Annotated in this window: 18 protein-coding genes and 1 pseudogene; 10 read left to right on the top strand and 9 right to left on the bottom strand. The window is 72.6% G+C overall.

What is annotated here, in order from left to right; translation table 11 throughout:
• Positions 1-14: 14 nt before the first annotated feature.
• Positions 15-530: a hypothetical protein gene (locus HG542_RS17370; protein WP_229922431.1), complete on the bottom strand. Its 516-nt coding sequence runs from the start codon at positions 528-530 to the stop codon at positions 15-17.
• A gap of 118 nt (positions 531-648) precedes the next feature.
• Positions 649-1,137: a helix-turn-helix domain-containing protein gene (locus HG542_RS17375; RefSeq protein ID WP_171082433.1), complete on the bottom strand. Its 489-nt coding sequence runs from the start codon at positions 1,135-1,137 to the stop codon at positions 649-651.
• 230 nt (positions 1,138-1,367) lie between these two features.
• Between HG542_RS17375 and HG542_RS36040 the strand changes: the two genes are divergently transcribed.
• Positions 1,368-2,138, top strand: coding sequence for an AfsR/SARP family transcriptional regulator (locus HG542_RS36040; RefSeq protein ID WP_368857185.1), 771 nt, complete (start codon positions 1,368-1,370; stop codon positions 2,136-2,138).
• Between the two features lie 138 nt (positions 2,139-2,276).
• On the opposite strand, the pseudogene HG542_RS36045 reads toward HG542_RS36040, so the two are convergent.
• Together HG542_RS36045 and HG542_RS17390 are read right to left on the bottom strand one after the other, a co-directional pair.
• Positions 2,277-2,747: pseudogene (locus HG542_RS36045) on the bottom strand (DedA family protein); the annotation flags it as partial.
• On the bottom strand, positions 2,747-3,454 hold the full coding sequence (locus HG542_RS17390; protein ID WP_171082435.1) for a class I SAM-dependent methyltransferase: 708 nt from the start codon (positions 3,452-3,454) through the stop codon (positions 2,747-2,749). The pseudogene HG542_RS36045 and the gene HG542_RS17390, both read right to left, overlap by 1 nt.
• 132 nt (positions 3,455-3,586) lie before the next feature.
• Between HG542_RS17390 and HG542_RS17395 the strand changes: the two genes are divergently transcribed.
• From HG542_RS17395 to HG542_RS17425, 7 genes are read left to right on the top strand one after another with little or no spacing between them, the layout of a single operon-like run.
• A complete protein-coding gene (locus HG542_RS17395) occupies positions 3,587-4,726 on the top strand; it encodes a sensor histidine kinase (protein ID WP_229922432.1) in 1,140 nt (379 codons plus the stop codon).
• Positions 4,723-5,391: a response regulator transcription factor gene (locus HG542_RS17400; RefSeq protein ID WP_171082439.1), complete on the top strand. Its 669-nt coding sequence runs from the start codon at positions 4,723-4,725 to the stop codon at positions 5,389-5,391. The genes HG542_RS17395 and HG542_RS17400 overlap by 4 nt, the downstream gene beginning before the upstream one ends.
• Positions 5,392-5,442: 51 nt before the next feature.
• The gene (locus HG542_RS17405) at positions 5,443-6,111 is read left to right on the top strand and encodes a lanthionine synthetase LanC family protein (protein ID WP_171082581.1); all 669 of its coding nucleotides are present in this window, start codon (positions 5,443-5,445) and stop codon (positions 6,109-6,111) included.
• Between the two features lie 15 nt (positions 6,112-6,126).
• Positions 6,127-7,029, top strand: coding sequence for a Nif11-like leader peptide family natural product precursor (locus tag HG542_RS17410; RefSeq protein WP_171082441.1), 903 nt, complete (start codon positions 6,127-6,129; stop codon positions 7,027-7,029).
• Positions 7,030-7,060: 31 nt separating this feature from the next.
• Complete coding sequence (locus HG542_RS17415) at positions 7,061-8,077, top strand: ABC transporter ATP-binding protein (RefSeq protein WP_171082443.1); 1,017 nt, start codon at positions 7,061-7,063, stop codon at positions 8,075-8,077.
• Positions 8,074-8,934, top strand: coding sequence for an ABC transporter permease (locus HG542_RS17420; protein WP_171082445.1), 861 nt, complete (start codon positions 8,074-8,076; stop codon positions 8,932-8,934). The genes HG542_RS17415 and HG542_RS17420 overlap by 4 nt, the downstream gene beginning before the upstream one ends.
• A gap of 20 nt (positions 8,935-8,954) precedes the next feature.
• On the top strand, positions 8,955-9,968 hold the full coding sequence (locus HG542_RS17425) for a CinY protein (protein WP_229922433.1): 1,014 nt from the start codon (positions 8,955-8,957) through the stop codon (positions 9,966-9,968).
• Positions 9,969-9,976: 8 nt separating this feature from the next.
• Here HG542_RS17425 and HG542_RS17430 read toward each other — a convergent pair whose 3' ends face one another.
• The 5 genes from HG542_RS17430 to HG542_RS17450 form a co-directional block, all read right to left on the bottom strand.
• Entirely contained in the window at positions 9,977-11,083 is a 1,107-nt protein-coding gene (locus HG542_RS17430) for an MAB_1171c family putative transporter (RefSeq protein WP_171082447.1), read from the bottom strand.
• A 159-nt stretch (positions 11,084-11,242) separates the two neighbouring features.
• Entirely contained in the window at positions 11,243-12,208 is a 966-nt protein-coding gene (locus HG542_RS17435; RefSeq protein WP_171082449.1) for a pirin family protein, read from the bottom strand.
• 93 nt (positions 12,209-12,301) lie between these two features.
• Positions 12,302-13,240, bottom strand: coding sequence for a M56 family metallopeptidase (locus tag HG542_RS17440; RefSeq protein WP_171082452.1), 939 nt, complete (start codon positions 13,238-13,240; stop codon positions 12,302-12,304).
• 100 nt (positions 13,241-13,340) lie between these two features.
• A complete protein-coding gene (locus HG542_RS17445; protein WP_171082453.1) occupies positions 13,341-13,958 on the bottom strand; it encodes a DUF5134 domain-containing protein in 618 nt (205 codons plus the stop codon).
• Positions 13,959-14,160: 202 nt separating this feature from the next.
• Entirely contained in the window at positions 14,161-14,553 is a 393-nt protein-coding gene (locus HG542_RS17450) for a VOC family protein (RefSeq protein WP_171082455.1), read from the bottom strand.
• A gap of 76 nt (positions 14,554-14,629) precedes the next feature.
• Here HG542_RS17450 and HG542_RS17455 point away from each other — a divergent pair, with 76 nt between their 5' ends.
• Entirely contained in the window at positions 14,630-15,175 is a 546-nt protein-coding gene (locus HG542_RS17455; protein WP_171082457.1) for a GNAT family N-acetyltransferase, read from the top strand.
• Positions 15,176-15,446: 271 nt separating this feature from the next.
• Positions 15,447-16,844, top strand: a complete 1,398-nt coding sequence (locus HG542_RS17460; RefSeq protein WP_171082459.1) for a DUF6421 family protein — start codon at positions 15,447-15,449, stop codon at positions 16,842-16,844.
• Positions 16,845-16,870: the final 26 nt, after the last annotated feature.

The raw sequence follows: 16,870 nt of genomic DNA on the forward strand, positions 1-16,870 counted from the left end.
CCCGACCCGCCCGGTCAACCGGAGGCCAGGCCGAGCGCGGCCTGGAGCCGGCCCAGCATGCCGGGTGCGGGCGGCCGTTCCGCCCCCTCGGCCTGCTCGCAGGTGCGCATCAGGCTGGCCAGCATCTCCGCCACCTGCTCCTCGTGCGTCGAGTGGTCGGCGCGGGCGAGCAGGCGGTGGATGAGCTGCGGGTCCAGGTCGCGCAGGAGCCGGTGGAGCTGCCCGTCGTGCTCGGTCACCGAGTGGTGGTCGAAGAGGATGTGGCTGATCTCGTGCAGCACGATGTGTTCCTGGTGCAGGCGGCTGGTGTGCTCCTCGTAGAAGATGTGGTCGTCGGTCGCGGTGGCGATCCACAGGCCGAAGGCGCCCGCGCGGACGGCCTGCATCGGCATCGGGTGCAGGTGCAACGGGCGTCCGCGCAGGGCGCGGACGTGGCGGCAGAGGGCTTCGACGGAGAACGGGCGGGGCGGCCCCACCCGGTCCAGTACGTCCTGACAACATCGGCGCAGATCTGCAATGGGCTGAGGCATGACGGCTTCCCGTCCCCCGAATCCTGGGCAGCGGTGATAGAGGGCATGCGCGCGCGGAGGCATCGGTTCTCCCGGCCGGCGGGAGCGAACGCGGTGCCGGGGACGGGGCCGGCTGTGTTCAACGGCCGCCCGGCGGTGCCTTCGTCCCGGTGTCGTCGTCATCGATGGGAGACAGGTTCTGGACCTTGCGCGCTTCGTCGACCATGGTGATGAGCGCGTCGAGGCTGGCCGGGGAGAGCCCCTCGGCGCGCAGTGCGAGGTTGCGCACCTTGGCGTCGCGCAGCGCGACGGCCAGGGCCAGCTGGGCGTCGATCCGCTCGGCCGCCTCGTCGTTGAGGAAGTACTCCGGGGGCACCCCGAAGAACTCGGCCAGGACGTCCAGTTGCTCCAGGGTCACGTTGCGCTTCTTGCCGGTGGCCAGTTCCCACAGGTACGTCCCGGAGATGGTGCCGCCGGTCTTCTCGGATATCTCCTTGGCGAGCCGGCTGTACCCGGGGCGTCTGCGCTCGTCCGGATAGATCGTGGCGATCAGCTTGTTGAGCCGCTGGTCGAACTTGCGCACCAGGGGCCGGCCGGGCCGGTCCGGTGCCGCTTCGCTGCCGCCCATGCTCTGTTCTCCGTCTTCGCTGGTGGCCGGCCGGGCCCGCCGGCCCGCTGCCGTAGGCGTCCGTTGTCCGGAAAACCATCCAACCATCCGCCCATGTTGACAATCGAGTCTTGGGGCAGCGTACGCTCGAGCTCCGCAGCATCCGCTGAAGTGGACAGTGAACGTGGAGTCTTCCGGCCGTGCCCAGTGGGCGGCGGGTGGGGCGAAGAGGAGTGTTCATGGGCCGCGACATGTCCTTCCGTGTACTCGGGCCACTCGACGTGGCATCCGGCAGCAGAAAGATCCCGATACCGGGCGGCAGGCCGCGCAGCCTGCTCGCCGCTCTCCTGGTGAACGCGGGGGAGACCCTCACCCCCGAGGACCTCGTGCAGGCGGTGTGGGGCAACTCCCTTCCCAGGCAGCCGCGTCCGGCGCTGCACACGGCCCTGACCCGGCTGCGCCAGGGGCTGGACGGCGGGGGAGCGGACCTGTCACGGCTGCTGCACACCTCGGCCGGCGGATACCGCATCGACGTGCCTCCGGGCTCCCTCGACCTGCACCGTTTCCGGCAGTTGGCGCAGCGGGCACGCACCGCGGGCCGCCTCGGCGACCTGGAGTGCGAGCGGACCCTGCTGGCCGACGCCCTGCTGCTGTGGCGCGGCCGGCCCCTCGCCGACGTCCGGTCCGAGGTGCTGCACCGTGACGTGGTGCAGGGGCTCACGGAGGAATGGATCAGTACGCGGGAGCGGTACCACGACGTGTGCCTCGCGCTGGGCCACCATGACGAGATCGTCGCCGGTCTGCGCACGCTCACCGCCAAGTTCCCCTTCCACGAAAGGCTGTGGCACCAGCTGATGCTGGCTCTCTACCGCTGCGGCCGCCGGGGCGAGGCCCTGGAGGTGTACGCCGAGGTGCGCGGCTTCCTCCGCGCCGAACTCGGCGTCGACCCCGGCGCCGACCTGCACCGGCTCCACCTCGCGATGCTCCGCACCGACGGCAGCCTCCTCGCGTGCGGCGCCTGACCTCCGTGCCCGCCGGCGCAGCACCAGGACGGTGACCGCGCCGAGCAGCAGCACCCCGGCGGTCACCCCGAGCGCACCGGCCCCGCCGAGCCGGGCCGCGAGGCGCCCGTACGACGCCCCGGCCGCGTACCCCGCACCCGCCTCCGCGCTCGCCCAGACCGTTGCCGCCGCCAGGCTGTACGGCGCGAGCTGCCGGTAGCGCAGCCCGGCCGCACCGGCCAGATACGGTGCGAACGTGCGCACCACCGGCACGAACCGGCAGACCAGCAGGGCCGGTCCGCCGCGGCGCCGGATCAGGCCGGCCACCCGCTCCCGGGCCGCGGCCGGCACCCGGCGCCCCAGCCGGCCGTGCAGCAGCCCGTCCGAGAGCCGCCGCCCCGTGCGCTGGGCCACCAGGTCGCCGGTCACCACTCCGGTGACGGCCGTCGCGATCACCAGGGGCAGGTGCAGCACCCCCGCCCGGGCCAGCGCTCCCGCGCACACCAGCAGGCTGAGCGTGGGCACGAACGAGCCGACGAACAGGACCGATTCGAGCAGCACCAGGCCGAACACGGTGGCGTACGCCGCCGACGGCGGTACGTCCGTGAGGAGTTCGGCGGGCAGCCGCATCAGGCGGCGTCCGCGTACCGGCCCGGCTGCTCCGGGGTGCGCAGGTGCCAGACCCGGGCCGGCGGCAGGTTGCGCCACACCACGCTCTGCCGCCCGCCGTGCTGCCGGGCGAACGCGTCGACGACGGCGCCCGCTTCACGGTGCCGGGCGGCCTCCGCGCGGCTGCTGAAGGCCGAGCGCAGGGTGTGCGTGCCGAGATAGGCGAAGAAGGTCAGGTGCCCCCCGGGCACCAGCACGGACAGATAGCGGTCCAGGATCGAACGCACCACGTCCGGCGCGAAGTTGGTGAACGGCAGGCACGACACGATGACGTCGTAGTCCCGGTCCAGCGGCATCTCGGTGATCGACCCGGACAGGATCCTGATGCGGTCCGCCGCGGGGGCGAGCACCGGATCGGTGCGCAGCGATCCGGACAGGATCTCCACGAAACGCGGGTTGATCTCGACGGTGTCCAGCCGGTCGGCGGGCCCGGTGAGGGCGGCCAGCGCCCGCGTCACCGGGCCCGTCCCGGCACCCACCTCCAGCACCGCCGCGGGGCGCCGCACCATCGAGGAGGGCCACATCGGGGCGGCCAGGCGGTCGGCGAGACGGCGGCTGCTGGGCGCGACGGCCCCGGTGGTGCGGAAGGTGCGGGCGGCCTCGCGGAGGAACAGGGGCCGGGTGGCCGGGACGGGTGCGGGCTGCGGTGGCACGTGCTTCAGATCCATGACCCCGACGCTAGGAAGCGGAGCACACCGCGCCATCGGCCGGCGGTCGCCGCCCGCACCCTACGAAAGTAGGGGGTCCGGACCGCCGGTCGCCGGATGCGGGGAAGATCGGGGACACCTACGCTCGTACGTGTGCTGAGCGCGGACGTTCGACGATGGCCCTGGTGGGCGGAGGCCCTGCTGATCGCGCTGGTCGGCGAGTTGTCGGTGCAGACGGCGGTGATCGGGGCCGATGGCAACCCGTTCGATCCGCGGGTCGCGGTCGCGGCCGTCGCCAGCCTGTCGCTGCTCCTGCGGTACCGTCTCCCCGCCGTCACGGCGGTCGTCACCACCGCCGCGGCCGCCTGGCTGGGCGATCCGATGCCGCTGCTGGTCGCCGTCTTCCACTTCGCCTCCCGGGGCCGGATCGCGGCAGGCGTGCTGTGCGCGGCGGCGGCGCTCGCAGGCAACCACTTCCTGCAGTCCGGCGAACTGCTGTGGAGCGTGCGCTCCTACGGCCCGGTCCTGCCGTTCGGTCTTGCCCTGGTCCTCGGGATGTGGGCGAGCAGCAGGCGCCGGCTCGTCGCGAGTCTCACCACGCAGGTGGAGCAGCTCCGAGTGGAGCGCGAACTCCGGGCGGAACAGGCCAGGTTGAACGAACGCGCCCGCATCGCCGCCGAGATGCACGACGTCCTCGCCCACCGCCTGAGCCTGATCGCCCTCTACACCGGTGCGCTGCGCCGGCGCGCCCACGAGCTCCCCGAGCCGGTCGCCGAACGCATCGCCCAGCTGCGCACCACCTCCACCGAGGCGCTCGGCGATCTGCGCGACGTCCTGGGGGCGCTCCGCGACCACGAGGGCGGGGGCCCGCGCACCCCCGGTCTGCAGAAGCTGACCGAGCTGCTCGACGAGGCCCGCGCCACGGGCCAGCGGATCGAGGCCGATGTCCGGGGCAGCGCCGACGGCCTCCCCGCCAGCCACCAACTCGCCGTCCACCGGCTCGTCCAGGAGTCCCTCACCAACGCCCGCAAACACGCGCCGGGAGCCCCGGTGCGGGTCAGCGTGCAGTACGGCCCGCCGGTGTCCGCCGTCGAGGTCGGCAACGGCCCGGGCACGGCTGCCCGGGAGCCCGTCGTCGCCAGCGGATACGGGCTGATCGGACTGGCCGAGCGCGTCGCCGCCCTGAACGGCAGCCTGCACTACGGGCCGTCCGGCTCCGGCGGCTGGAGCGTGTCCGCCGAACTCCCCGTGGAACAGACCGCCGACATCCGTCCCGCCCGGGGAGCCGAATGATCCGCACACTGATCGTCGACGACGACCGCCTGGTCCGCATCGCCCTCGCCGACATCCTCGACGACGACCCGGGCATCACGGTCGTCGCGCAGGCCGGCGACGGACGGGAAGCCCTGGAACGGGCCGCCGCGCAGAGCGTCGACGTGGTGCTGATGGACGTGCGGATGCCCCGCCTGGACGGCATCGCCGCCACGCAGCGGCTGCGGGCCCTGCCCCGGCCGCCGCAGGTCGTCCTGCTCACCACCTTCGACCTGGACCAGTACGTGTACGACGGGCTCGCCGCGGGCGCCTCGGGCTTCCTCCTCAAGGACGCCGAACCGTCCGACATCGTCCGCGCCGTACACGTCGTCGCCGAGGGCCAGGCCATGCTGCACCCGTCGGCCGCCCGCCGCCTCGTCGACCGTTACCACCGCACGGCCGGCGGCCGCGTGCAGGCCGCCAGGGCCCGTATCGAGCGGATCACCCCGCGCGAGCGGGACGTGCTGGAGCTGCTGGCCGACGGGGCGTCCAACGCGGAGATCGCCGCCGTCCTCGGCATGCGGGAAAGCACGGTGAAAGCCCATGTGAGCCGCATACTGGCGGCCCTCGAAGTGGGCAACCGGGTGCAGGCCGCACTGTGCGTGCGGGACGCCGGACTCCACGGGGACAACTCCCGGGAATTCTGAGCGCATTACCGAGGACCGCTGTGAAAGCGGTCTGAAACCGATGTGTGAGCGCTGAGCTGGCCGCCCTTCTCGCCCGACGAGGCCTACGCCGACCTCACCGGGTTCTCGCACGGCGCCGGCGGCATCGGCTGGGCGCTCGTCCACCTGGGCGTGGCGACCGGGCACCCGGAGTACGTGGCCGCCGGCCGCAAGGCCTTCGCCTACGAGAACCGGCACTTCGACACCGCCGAACACGACTGGTACGACCTGCGCACCGACAACGGGGCCGCCGTCAAGGGCGCACGGCACTTCGCCAACGCCTGGTGCAACGGCGCCGCCGGCATCGGCCTCGCCCGCATCACCAGCTGGGCCGCCCTGGGGAAGACCGACGACGACCTGCTGCTCGACGCCCACCGCGCCCTGAGCGCGACCCTGCGCAACTTCCCCCGGCTGAAGAACCACACCCTGTGCCACGGCACCTCCGGCAACGCCGAACTCCTGCTCCGCTTCGCCGCGCTGCGTGCGGAGCCCGCCTTCCAGCTGGAGGCGAACGTCCAGGTCCAGGCGCTCTGGCGGAGCTTCGAGGACGCCGAGAGCGGCACGGCGGAGCACAGCGCCGACTTCTTCCCGGGCCTCATGCTCGGCATCTCCGGATTCGGGATGCACCTCCTGCGCCTCGCCGCCCCCGACCGGGTGCCCTCCGCCCTGCTCCTCGAACCGCTGCCGCACCCCGAACCGTGAAGGAGCCGAACCGGCATGCCGCTCAAGACCTGTGAGGAATTCCTCCGGGACACCCTCGAACCCGACCTGTTCCGCGACGAGTTCAAGGCCGTCACGGCCGTCGAGGAAGTCGTCGCCATCGGGCGCCGGCACGGCTACGGCTTCACCGTGGCCGAGTTCCTGGAGAAGGCGAGGGCCTTCGACGGCCCCGGCCCCCGGCTGCCGGCCGGCCCGGCCGCGACGGGGCCGACGACCGTCGCCCACTACGAGTACGAGCTCGCCGAACTCCCCGGCTTCGCGCCCGTGCTGGACGAACTGCCCCGCCTGAAGACCATGCCGCCCGGCGTGGACCTGGCCCGGTTCGCCGCCGCCTTCCGCGCCGACGACCTGGACTCCACCTCCCGCAACCCCGCCGACCCCGGCTACCGGGCCTGGCACCGCAAGCTCGCCGCGGACGGCTGGCGCGACCCCGGCACACCGGGCGCACCCCGCCGCGACTTCCATCTGATCAACCTCGACGAGCATGTCGAACACGACGGCTACGAGGAGTACTTCGCGGCCAAGAGCCGGGTGGTGGCCGCCCTGGAGAACGTCTTCGGCGGCGAGGTCCGCTGCTCCGGATCCCTGTGGTACCCGCCGGACAGCTACCGGCTGTGGCACACCAACGAGGACGACCCGGGCTGGCGCATGTACGTCGTCGACTTCGACCGCCCCTTCGACGACGACGGGCGGACCTCCTTCTTCCGCTACCTCCACCCGCGCACCCAGGAACTCGTCACCCTGCGCGAACGCCCCCGGACCGTGCGGTTCTTCAAGGTCTCCCAGGACCCGGAACAGCTGCTGTGGCACTGCATCGCCAACCCGACCGACCGGCACCGCTGGAGCTTCGGCTTCGTCGTCCCGGAGAACTGGAGGGACGGGCTCCGCCGCAGCGGCTGACCGGTGACCGGGTACGGCAACGGGAGGAACGATGTTCGGAGCAGGACAGCGGGCGGCACGCCGCCCCGCGGCGGCCGGCGCGGCACCGGCCGCGCACGCCGACCCCCCGGCCGTGCGCATGCGGGGCGTGGTCAAGTCGTACGGGGGGCGCGAAGCCGTCCGCGGCATCGACCTGACCGTCGCACAAGGGGAGACCTTCGCCTTCCTCGGACCGAACGGGGCGGGCAAGACCACCACCATCCGCATGCTGTGCACCCTCGCGGCACCGTCCGCGGGCAGTATCGAGATCGCCGGCCACGACACCCGCACCGCACCCCGGCAGGTGCGGCGCAGCCTCGGCCTGGTCTTCCAGGAGACCACCCTGGACCCGGAGTTGACGGCCGAGGAGAACCTGCGCTTCCACGCCGACCTGTACGCGCTGCCGGCCGCAGGCCTCGGCGGGCGGATCGACGCCATGCTCGGCCTGGTCGGGCTGCGAGAACGCCGGAACTCCCTGGTGCGCACGTTCTCCGGCGGTATGCAGCGCCGCCTCGAAATAGCCCGCGGCCTGATGCACCGTCCCCGCCTGCTCTTCCTCGACGAACCGACCATCGGCCTCGACCCGCAGACCCGGGCCCAGGTGTGGACGCACCTGGCCGAGATCCGCCGCCGCGAGGGCACCACCGTCTTCCTCACCACGCACTACCTGGACGAGGCCGAACAGTGCGACCGGATCGCCATCATCGACGAGGGCCGGATCGTCGCCGAGGGCAGCCCGGACGCCCTGAAGGCCGTCATCGGCTCCGACCGGGTGCAGCTGCGCACGGATGACGACGAGGCCGCCGCCGCGCTCCTGCGCGCACGGTTCGGGCTCGAACCGGCCGTGGCGGACGACGGGATCACGGTACGGGTGGCCGACGGCGCCCGGCTCGTCCCGGCGGTGTGCGCCGGACTCGACGTCGCCGTCTACGAGGTCGTGGTCAGCAGGCCCAGCCTCGACGACGTCTTCCTGCACTTCACGGGGCGGGACATCCGCGACGACCGGACCGGGGCGGGGGGCCTGTCATGACGGCGACGTCCGTGGGCCCGGCACCGTCCGCCGCGCCGGAACCGGGCCGGTTCGCCGCCGAATGGCGCGCCGGCGTCATGGTGTGGCGCCGCGAGATGATCCACTTCCTGCGGAACCGGACGGGGATGGCCGTCTCCCTCCTCCAGCCGCTGCTCTTCCTCTACATCCTCGGGATCGGCCTGTCCCGGATGTTCTCCGGACCCGGCTCGTCCTCCGACTACATGGTGTTCCTCTTCCCGGGCGTGCTGGTGATGGCGGCCCAGGCGCCCGCGATCTCCGTCGGCGCCTCGATCGTGTGGGACCGGGAGAGCGGATTCCTGCGGGAGATGCTGGTGGCGCCGGTCCGCCGCAGCACCCTGCTCGTCGGCAAGTGCCTGGGCGGCGCGACCGTGGCGGCCTGCCAGGGGGGAGTGGTGCTGGCCAGCGCGGGGCTGACCGGGATTCCGTACCGGCTCGGGATGTTCGCGGAACTGCTCGCCGAACTCGTCCTTGCCTCACTGGCGATGACGGTCATGGGCGCGGTGGTCGCGGTGCGGACCCGCCGCGTACGGACCTTCCACACGGTCCTCACGGTGCTGACGGCACCGCTGGTCTTCCTCTCCGGGCTGATGTTTCCGGTGAGCGCGATGCCCGCGTGGATGGCGGCCGTCACCGTCGTCAACCCGCTGACGTACGCCGTCGACGCGATGCGCCGCTCAGTGCTCTCCCACTACGACGCACCGGCGGGCAGCCGCCTCTTCGACCCCGTCAGGTGGGGCGGGCACGCGGTCCCGCCGCTGCTGTCGGTGGCACTGGTGGCGGCGTTCTGCGCGGTCGTGGTGGCGGCCGCCAGCAGGGCCTTCTCACGGACGGAATAGACGACAAGAGGAGTCGAAGCATGGGGAAGAAGGCAAGAGCGGTCCGCCGGGGCATGCTGTCACTGGGGGCGGTTCCCCTGGCGGCGGCCGTGCTGCTCGGCTGGCAGGCCCGACCGGCGGCGGCCTTCGGCACGATCAACTCGCTGGGGCAGCATGCCGAGCACGAGCGCATCACCCGCGCCGCACTGGCCTGCCCGCCGGGCCGGGCCTCGGACGGATCCTGCTTCGAACCGCGGTCCCTGGACCAAGTCGCCGGACACACCGGCACGTTCGGGGCAGTGGGCTCCCCGGACTCCGACGAGATCACCGTCTCCGCCGCACACTGCGACAACGCCGACCACCTCGCCCGGCCCGGCTATCCCACCAGCCGGGAGCAGGCGTCGAGCCAGCTCATATCGTGCGTGACGCACCTGCAACGGCGCTTCGGAAGGGGCGCGGACACCGCCTCCGGCGTGCTCGGCGGCGACGGCACCGTGGCACCCGCCGAAGTCGACCTCGGCAAGGACTGCGTCTTCACGCTCGGCATCCCCGGGCGCGGCAAGTGCAATGCCATCGAGGGCTTCGGGCGCGCGCTGCACGGGGTGCAGGACTTCTACTCGCACAGCAACTGGACCGACCGGGCCGACCCGGACCGTCCCACCGGCAAGGACAACCCGCCCGGCCTGCAACGTGCGGCCCCGTCCCCGCTGTTGCAGCTCTCGGAGGGGAAGCCGCCGTCGCCCGGTGCGATCCCCGAGGACCTCACCACCGGCTGCTTCTCGCTCCTGGGCGGCTGTTCGAGCCGGGTGGACCACGCCGCCCTCAACAAGGACACCGGGCTGATCGACCCGGCGACCGGCACCACCAGTGGCCCGACCACGCCCCGGGGGAAGGTCGCGGGCAACTTCGACCGGGCGGTCCAAGGGGCCGTCGCGGACACGCGGCGCCAATGGGCGGACTTCCGCGGCCTCTTGGCGGAGCGCTACGGCAAGGAGCGGGGCGACCGGATCGGATGCGCGCTGACGCACGACAACCCGGTCCGCGACTGCCGCTGACGCAGGCATCACCCTTCGGCGAAGTCCCGGGCGATGCCCGGCCAGGCGGCGGCCATGTCGACGAGGAAGGCCTTCTCGGCATCGAGCCCGCCGCCGGCCGGCCCGGGGTGACCGAAATCCGCCACCTGCTCCGGGCGGCCGGCGAGCCTGGCCGCCCGGGCCGCGGCGACCACACACGCGAGCTCGGCCGCCGCGGCCCGGTGCGGCGGCACACTGCGGCCGGCGACGTACTGCCGGGCGAGCCCGGCGGCCCCGGCCGGTATGTGGCCCTGCAGGGCGATGATGGCGTCCCGGGTCTCGATGACCTTCCGGTACACGAGCAGATTCCGGGGCACGAGCGGCCGCAGGAGCTCGGCGACCCTGCCCCGCGGCGCGGTCAGCGCCACCTGCGGCACGGCGACCATCAGGTCGTACCACAGCGGCCACAGCCGCCAGGCGGTACGGGCATCGGACGCCAGCCGGCGGGCGGCCGCGAAAACCGGCACGAGGATCGCCGCGGCCCGCAACAGCGCGTGCAGGGTGAGGGCAACGGTGAGGTGCGGAAGGGCGGTTGCATCCCCGACGGCGAGCCGGACGCCCTGCCCCGCCCAGTACACCCAGGCGAACGCGGTCCCGAGCCCGAACAGCCGGAGCCCGGCGGCGAGGGACGGGTTCCCGGTACGCCGCCCGTGATGCCAGCACACGAGCACGCAGAGCGTGTTCACCACGATGTGAACGCAGATGACGATGACCCGGTACGCGGCGGAGGGCGCGGACCCGGCGCAGCGGTCGAGAACCACCAGCAAGACGATGGTGAGACCGACAGCCGGGACGAGCACCCGCGGCACCCGCCGCACCCCCGCGGTGGCGAGCAGAAAATGCAGCACGGCACCGGCCGAGACCACGCCGACCAGATTCCTGGCCACGGTCAACTCGGCACTCCGCCCGAACACTTCGGCCGCCGTCCGCGTCACGAAGGGCAGATTCAACGTCATGGCAAGCGCCGCGGTCCCGACGGCGAGCCAGAGCGCCCGCTGCGCCGCACATCGCAGGGCCCCACGGGCCCGCACCAGCACGGCGACCCACAGGAGGATCACACCGGCGGCTTGTGCGTGAGCCTCGAAGTCACCGGACATACGGGGCGATCGACTCGGAGCGGTCGTGGGCACACATGTGACCGCATCCTGGCAAACGGACACCTGTGCGACAAGGGGGGTGTGTGAACGGTTGGGGGGAACTGGCCACTTGGGCGGGGGCCGGGGGCCGGGGGCCGGGGGCGGGTGTGTGGGCGGGGCTCAGCGCACCCTTCCCCGCGGCTTGAGCGCGACCGGCGGGAGCGCCGGCGCCTTCAGTGCGGGGCCGTCGTACCCCCGCACCTCCCCGAACCGGGACCCCGTCGTCCAGTCCTCCCGAGCCTGCGCGATCTCCTCATGGCTGCGCCCCACGAAGTTCCACCACATCACGATCCGTTCCTCGAACGGCTCGCCGCCCAGCAGCATGAACGCGCTGTCCACGTCGGCGCGCAGCGGCAGTTCGCGGCGGCCGCAGCCCAGGTAGAGGAGGGAGCCGGGGGGCAGGCGTACGCCGTCGACCTCGGCCTCGCCGGACATGGTCAGGGCCGCGTACTCGAAGTCCGGCTGTACCGGCAGGCGGGCCGAGGAGCCTGCGGGCAGGGTGATGTCGGCGCCGACGAGGGGGCTGAAGGCGGTGGCGGGGGAGTGCGTGCCGTCGAGTTCGCCCATGATGACGGTGGCGTCGATGCCGCCGCCCGTCACGCGCGGCAGTTCCGCATGGTGTTCCCACGCCGGGTCCGTGTGCCGGTGGGCGTCGGGCAGGGCCACCCACAGCTGCGCGCCGTGCAGCACGGGAGCGTGCTCGCGCGGGGACTCCTCGGCGTGGGCGATGGCGCGCCCCGAGGTCATCAGCCCCAACTGCCCCGGGCGCAGCGTCTGCAGGCTGCCGAGGCTGTCGCGGTGCAGGACCTCGCCGGCGTGCAGCCAGCTGACGGTCTGCAGCCCCATGTGCGGGTGCGGAGCGACCTGCATGCCGGGCTCGTCGGCGATGTCGTCCGGGCCGTAGTGGTCGACGAAGCACCAGGCACCGATCATCCGGCGGCCGATGCCGGGCAGCAGGCGGCGCACGATCGTGCTCTCGCCGAGCGGCACGTTCTTCGCGGGCAGCAGCTCGCGCACCGGTTGCGCCGTGATGTCCTGGCGGCCGCCGCACTGCGTGGGGGCGGGCTGGAGGTCGAGGTTGCTCATGGCGGACACGATGCCACTTGGTGGGTGGGGCACACGCGGGCCTCGCGCACTCCGATGGGATTCACCTGGCGCAGCGGACTTCCGGCGGAGCGCCTAGCGCAGGGCGCTGAGGCCCGGGACGAACGTCACCAGCACCGGGACGAACGGCACCAGGGCCGCCGCGGCCGTCAGCCGCAGCCGGTGTGCCGCGGTGAGCCGGGGCGTGGGGGCCAGCAACCGGTCCACGCGGCCCGGCAGGTGCGAGGCCCCGGCCGGGCAGGGGCCGAACACCCCGCGGTCCTCGTTGAGTTCGACCAGGGCGAGCGCGGTGGTCAGCCGCCCGAAGCGGCGCGAGGCGCAGTCGTCCGCCGCGAGCTCGACCAGGTGGTGCACCTGGTCGCGGAAGGCGGCGAAGACCGGCACCTGCGGGAAGCCGTGGGCCAGCGCCGACGAGCAGTGCAGCAGCCAGTCGTGCCGGGCCCGGGCGTGGCCCTGTTCGTGGGCCAGCACCGCATCGAGCTGCGTCCCCTTCAGCCGGCGCAGCGCACCCGTGGTGATCACCAACTGCGGCGCGGGGCCGCCGCGCAGCAGCCACGCGTCGGGCCGGTCGCCCTCCAGCACCACGAGCCGCTCCGTGCCGGGCACCTCACCGGGCAGCCGGGGGGAGCGGACGCGCAGTTCGGCACGGCGGCGCCGGCGGCGTGCCCGCGCCCCCCGAACCTCGCGGGTCAGCATCGCCGCCGTCCACACGGCGCCCGAGGCGAGGGTGATGGCCAGCGGCGCCGCCCATGCGCTGTGGGCGCCGAGGGCATAGGCCTCCACCACCCCGTGCGGGGCGGGCGCGAAGACGTTGCCGCGGACGGCCTCCCAGGCCTCGGCGGCGCTCAGCGACATGGCGAGAACACAGCACAGCAGCACGGCCGCCACCACGCACTGCCACACCCACAGGGCGACGACCGGCTCCCGGACGGGCCAGTCGGCGCGGGTCAGCACGCGTGGCGCCACGGCCGCCGCCAGTCCGCCGAGGACCAGCAACGCGAGCGTGACCATCATGGCGTCAGCCTATGAGCGCACGCCTGTCCAGGGGTACGGCTCCGCAGGCGAAGTGACGCAGACCACGGGAACCCGGAAGGAGCGGGAGGGAGCGGAGGCATCAGAGGGTGAGCAGCATCGCCAGCATGCCTATCGCCATGGACAACCGGCACGCCGTGGTGAGTTCGCGCCGCCCCGGCCGCCCCGGCCCCCGCGCCGCGCCGCACCTCCACGAGCCGTCGCCCGCGGCGACGGCCGCCGGCACGGGGACGATGCGCGCCGTGGCCCGTACCGCATAGACGGCGAAGTACACCAGCAGCAGCCCGGTCAGCAGCGGAGTGCCCGCCGGTCCGTGCATCGCCCCACCGTGTTCCATGTGTTCCGTGTGTTCCATGCGGCCGTCGGACGGCGCACCCGCCATCGCGAGCGCCATGTAGACCATCGCGAACGCCCCTACCGCATGGTGCAGTTGGTGCGCCTCCGCCCGCCGCCGGGCCGTGATCAGCGCCCGTACCCCCGCGGCCCCGAACACCACGGCGAACAGCACCGCCCCCCACGGCGTGGCCGCCGGCATCCCGGCCGGCAGTGCCATGGCCGCCATGCCGAGGCCCATCAGGGCGTCACTCCCCGCGGCCCGGCGCTCCCCCGCGGCGCCGGCCCGCATCCCGTGCAGGCAGTACGCGCCCGTGGCCGTGCACAGCACGACGAGCAGCCACCCGACCAACGGCGGTCCGTGCACAGCGCACCTCCCCGAACCCGAACGCACATCCACCCCCGGGAGGCTGCCCACCGCGACAGCGGCACACGGGAGCGCACAGGCGCACGGCGAGAGCGCATTCCCGGCGCGAACATGCGCCCGCGCGCAGGGGCGCGCTCGGGAGGCGCGCCGGGAATGCGCGCCAGGCCGCGCAGGTCCCCTATATCCCTGGCTGTATCCCCCGCTACATCCCCGGTCGGTACCGCAACGGATGCCCCTCCGGCACCTCCACCACCGCGATGCGCACCCCGTCCGGGTCCGCGATCCACATCTCCACCAGCCCCCACGGCTTGGTCTCCGGCGGCTCCAGCACCTGCACCCCGCACCGCAGGAACTCCCGGTACGCCTGGGCCGCGTCCGCCACCTGGAACCACAGCTCCAGCCCGGGCCCCGGCGGGTGCTCCGCGCGTCCCGAGACCTCCAGGAAGCCGCCGCCCAGGAAGTAGACCGTGCCCCGCTCGGGCCCCGTGCCGAACTCGCGGTAGACCGCGAGCCCCAGCGCCGTGCCGTAGAACTCCCGCGACCGGTCCGGGTCGACCGGCCGCAGCAGGATCCTGCTGCTCAGTACGTGCACCATGCGGCGACTGTACGCACAACTGCTCCGTTAGGGTCGTACATACGCCCGAAAGTGCACGGAGAGGATCACGTCATCCATGGAGACCGCCGCCCGTACCGCCGATCTTGTCTTCCGCCCCGCGACCGCCGGTGACGTACCGGTCCTCGTCGCGCTGATCGAGTCGGCGTACCGCGGCGACGACAGCCGTGCCGGGTGGACCACCGAGGCGGACCTGCTGGAGGGGCAGCGCACCGACCCCGCGGGCGTGCTGGCCGTGGTGACGCACGCCGAGAGCCAGCTCCTGGTGGCCGAGCGCGAGGGCGAGCCGATCGCCTGCTGCCACATCGAACACCGCGGCAGCCACGCCTACTTCGGGATGTTCGCGGTCCGCCCGACCGCCCAGGGCGGCGGCCTGGGCAAGGCCGTGATGGCGGAGGCGGAGCGCGTCGCACGCGACGAGTGGGGCGTGCGCGAGATGCATATGACCGTCATCCGGCAGCGCGCGGAACTGATCGCCTGGTACGAGCGGCGCGGCTACCGGCGGACCGGGCGGATGAGCCCGTTCCCGTACGGCGACGAGCGGTTCGGCATCCCGCAGCGCGCCGACCTGGAGTTCGAGCTGCTGGTCAAGGAACTGGCCTGAGGCAACGGTCCTTCCTGTAGCGGTCCCTCCCCGGCGGAATCCCGGGCTCCCACCCCGATCGGTGGCCGGAACGAGCCTGGAACGGCTACAGATGTCAGAGTGGCAGGAGAGACCGATTTCCGCTCCTGATCCCTCACACGAGAGAACCGCACAGGAAAAACGGTGGTCAGGCGGGGGCCTGGCAGGATAATTTGTCGATACATCCCTTGAGCCGGAGAAGCTCGCATGGATACGGTGTCTTAACGCGAGGTTCTCCTGAGGAGGGGTAGTGATGACGGAAATTCTTGCGTCGACGGTGTCGAGGACCGGCATATCGACCGACGAGCGCGTGATCGATCACCCCGCCTGGGGTGTCCTCAAGGCCGCCGTCGAACGAATCCGGCCCTGGCAGTCCGCGGACGGTTCCATCGACTTCGCCGCGGAGGACGCACCGCCGGGCGAGGAGGTCCGTGCCGAGCTCGACAAGGTCGTGGCCGCGGTCGAGCAGCTCTCGCCCCTGGTGGCGCACGACGCCGCGTACCACACGGCCCTCGTCGCCGACCTGCGACGCTGGGCCGACGGCGGCTTCGGCGTCCCGGACTTCCTGGACTCGCTGCTGGCCTTCCGGCCCGCCGCACAGCGCGCCGACGGGCTGCAGCACCTGGTTGTCTTCCCGATGTACACCCAGAACGGCAACCCCGACCGCAACCTCGAAGCCGTCGTGCTCCGCGTGGTCTGGCCGGAGTGGCTCGCCGAGCTGGAGCGCACCCGCTACGACAACCCGCTCTTCCTCGGCATCACCTTCGAGGACTTCACCTCCGGCTACGACACCAACTCCGCGGTGCTCTTCCCGGAGACCATCGCCGTCCGCGAGGCCCCCGACCGCTTCACCTGGGGCGGCATCTTCTGCGACCGCGAGGCGGCCCGCTTCCGCCGGGTCACCGAGGCGGCGGTCGAGATCCTCGGCCTCGAACTCCCCGAGGACATCGCCCGCATGGTCGGCGACCAGCAGCGCTGCCAGCAGGCGTTCGTCCTGTGGGACATGGTCCACGACCGCACCCACAGCCACGGCGACCTGCCCTTCGACCCCTTCATGATCAAGCAGCGGCAGCCGTTCTGGATGTACGGCCTGGAGGAGCTGCGCTGCGATCTCACCGCCTTCAAGGAGGCCGTGAAACTGGAGGCCGACGGCTACGCCCAGGGCCGCGACGTGCAGTACGCCGTGCTCTTCGACCGGATGTTCCGCTTCCCGGTCACCGGCGAGCGCGTGCGCAACTACGACGGCCTCGGCGGCCAGCTGCTCTTCGCCTACCTGCACCGGCACGACGTCGTACGCTGGACGGACAACACCCTGCACATCGACTGGGGCCGCGCCCCGCAGGTGACCAACCAGCTGTGCGGAGAGATCGAGAAGCTCTACCGGGACGGCATCGACCGTCCCAAGCTCGTGCACTGGTTCGCCGCCTACGAGCTCGTCTCGTCCTACCTGGCCCCGCACCCGGGCTCCGTATGGGCCAAGGGCCCCGACGCCCTGGACCTGACCCAGCCGCCGCGCAAGCTCGTCGACGACGTGCTGCCGGACGAATTCCCGCTCAGCATGTTCTACGAGGCCCTTGCCAAGAAGCTGCGCGGCGTGATCGCCTCCACGAAGGGGATCACGGCGGACAGCGGCGAGCGGGTCGCCGCGTGAGCAGCAGCGAGAAAGAGGCGACGATC

This window comes from Streptomyces morookaense, from assembly GCF_013030945.1.
Lineage (GTDB): Bacteria > Actinomycetota > Actinomycetes > Streptomycetales > Streptomycetaceae > Streptomyces > Streptomyces morookaensis.

Coding starts and splice junctions, on each gene's coding strand:
- HG542_RS17410 (WP_171082441.1), top strand. CDS start 6,127: ATGCCGCTCAAGACCTGTGAGGAATTCCTCCGGGACACCCTCGAACCC.
- HG542_RS17455 (WP_171082457.1), top strand. CDS start 14,630: ATGGAGACCGCCGCCCGTACCGCCGATCTTGTCTTCCGCCCCGCGACC.
- HG542_RS17425 (WP_229922433.1), top strand. CDS start 8,955: ATGGGGAAGAAGGCAAGAGCGGTCCGCCGGGGCATGCTGTCACTGGGG.
- HG542_RS36040 (WP_368857185.1), top strand. CDS start 1,368: ATGTCCTTCCGTGTACTCGGGCCACTCGACGTGGCATCCGGCAGCAGA.
- HG542_RS17375 (WP_171082433.1), bottom strand. CDS start 1,137: ATGGGCGGCAGCGAAGCGGCACCGGACCGGCCCGGCCGGCCCCTGGTG.
- HG542_RS17450 (WP_171082455.1), bottom strand. CDS start 14,553: ATGGTGCACGTACTGAGCAGCAGGATCCTGCTGCGGCCGGTCGACCCG.
- HG542_RS17460 (WP_171082459.1), top strand. CDS start 15,447: ATGACGGAAATTCTTGCGTCGACGGTGTCGAGGACCGGCATATCGACC.
- HG542_RS17400 (WP_171082439.1), top strand. CDS start 4,723: ATGATCCGCACACTGATCGTCGACGACGACCGCCTGGTCCGCATCGCC.
- HG542_RS17440 (WP_171082452.1), bottom strand. CDS start 13,240: ATGATGGTCACGCTCGCGTTGCTGGTCCTCGGCGGACTGGCGGCGGCC.
- HG542_RS17435 (WP_171082449.1), bottom strand. CDS start 12,208: ATGAGCAACCTCGACCTCCAGCCCGCCCCCACGCAGTGCGGCGGCCGC.
- HG542_RS17420 (WP_171082445.1), top strand. CDS start 8,074: ATGACGGCGACGTCCGTGGGCCCGGCACCGTCCGCCGCGCCGGAACCG.
- HG542_RS17415 (WP_171082443.1), top strand. CDS start 7,061: ATGTTCGGAGCAGGACAGCGGGCGGCACGCCGCCCCGCGGCGGCCGGC.
- HG542_RS17430 (WP_171082447.1), bottom strand. CDS start 11,083: ATGTCCGGTGACTTCGAGGCTCACGCACAAGCCGCCGGTGTGATCCTC.
- HG542_RS17390 (WP_171082435.1), bottom strand. CDS start 3,454: ATGGATCTGAAGCACGTGCCACCGCAGCCCGCACCCGTCCCGGCCACC.
- HG542_RS17370 (WP_229922431.1), bottom strand. CDS start 530: ATGCCTCAGCCCATTGCAGATCTGCGCCGATGTTGTCAGGACGTACTG.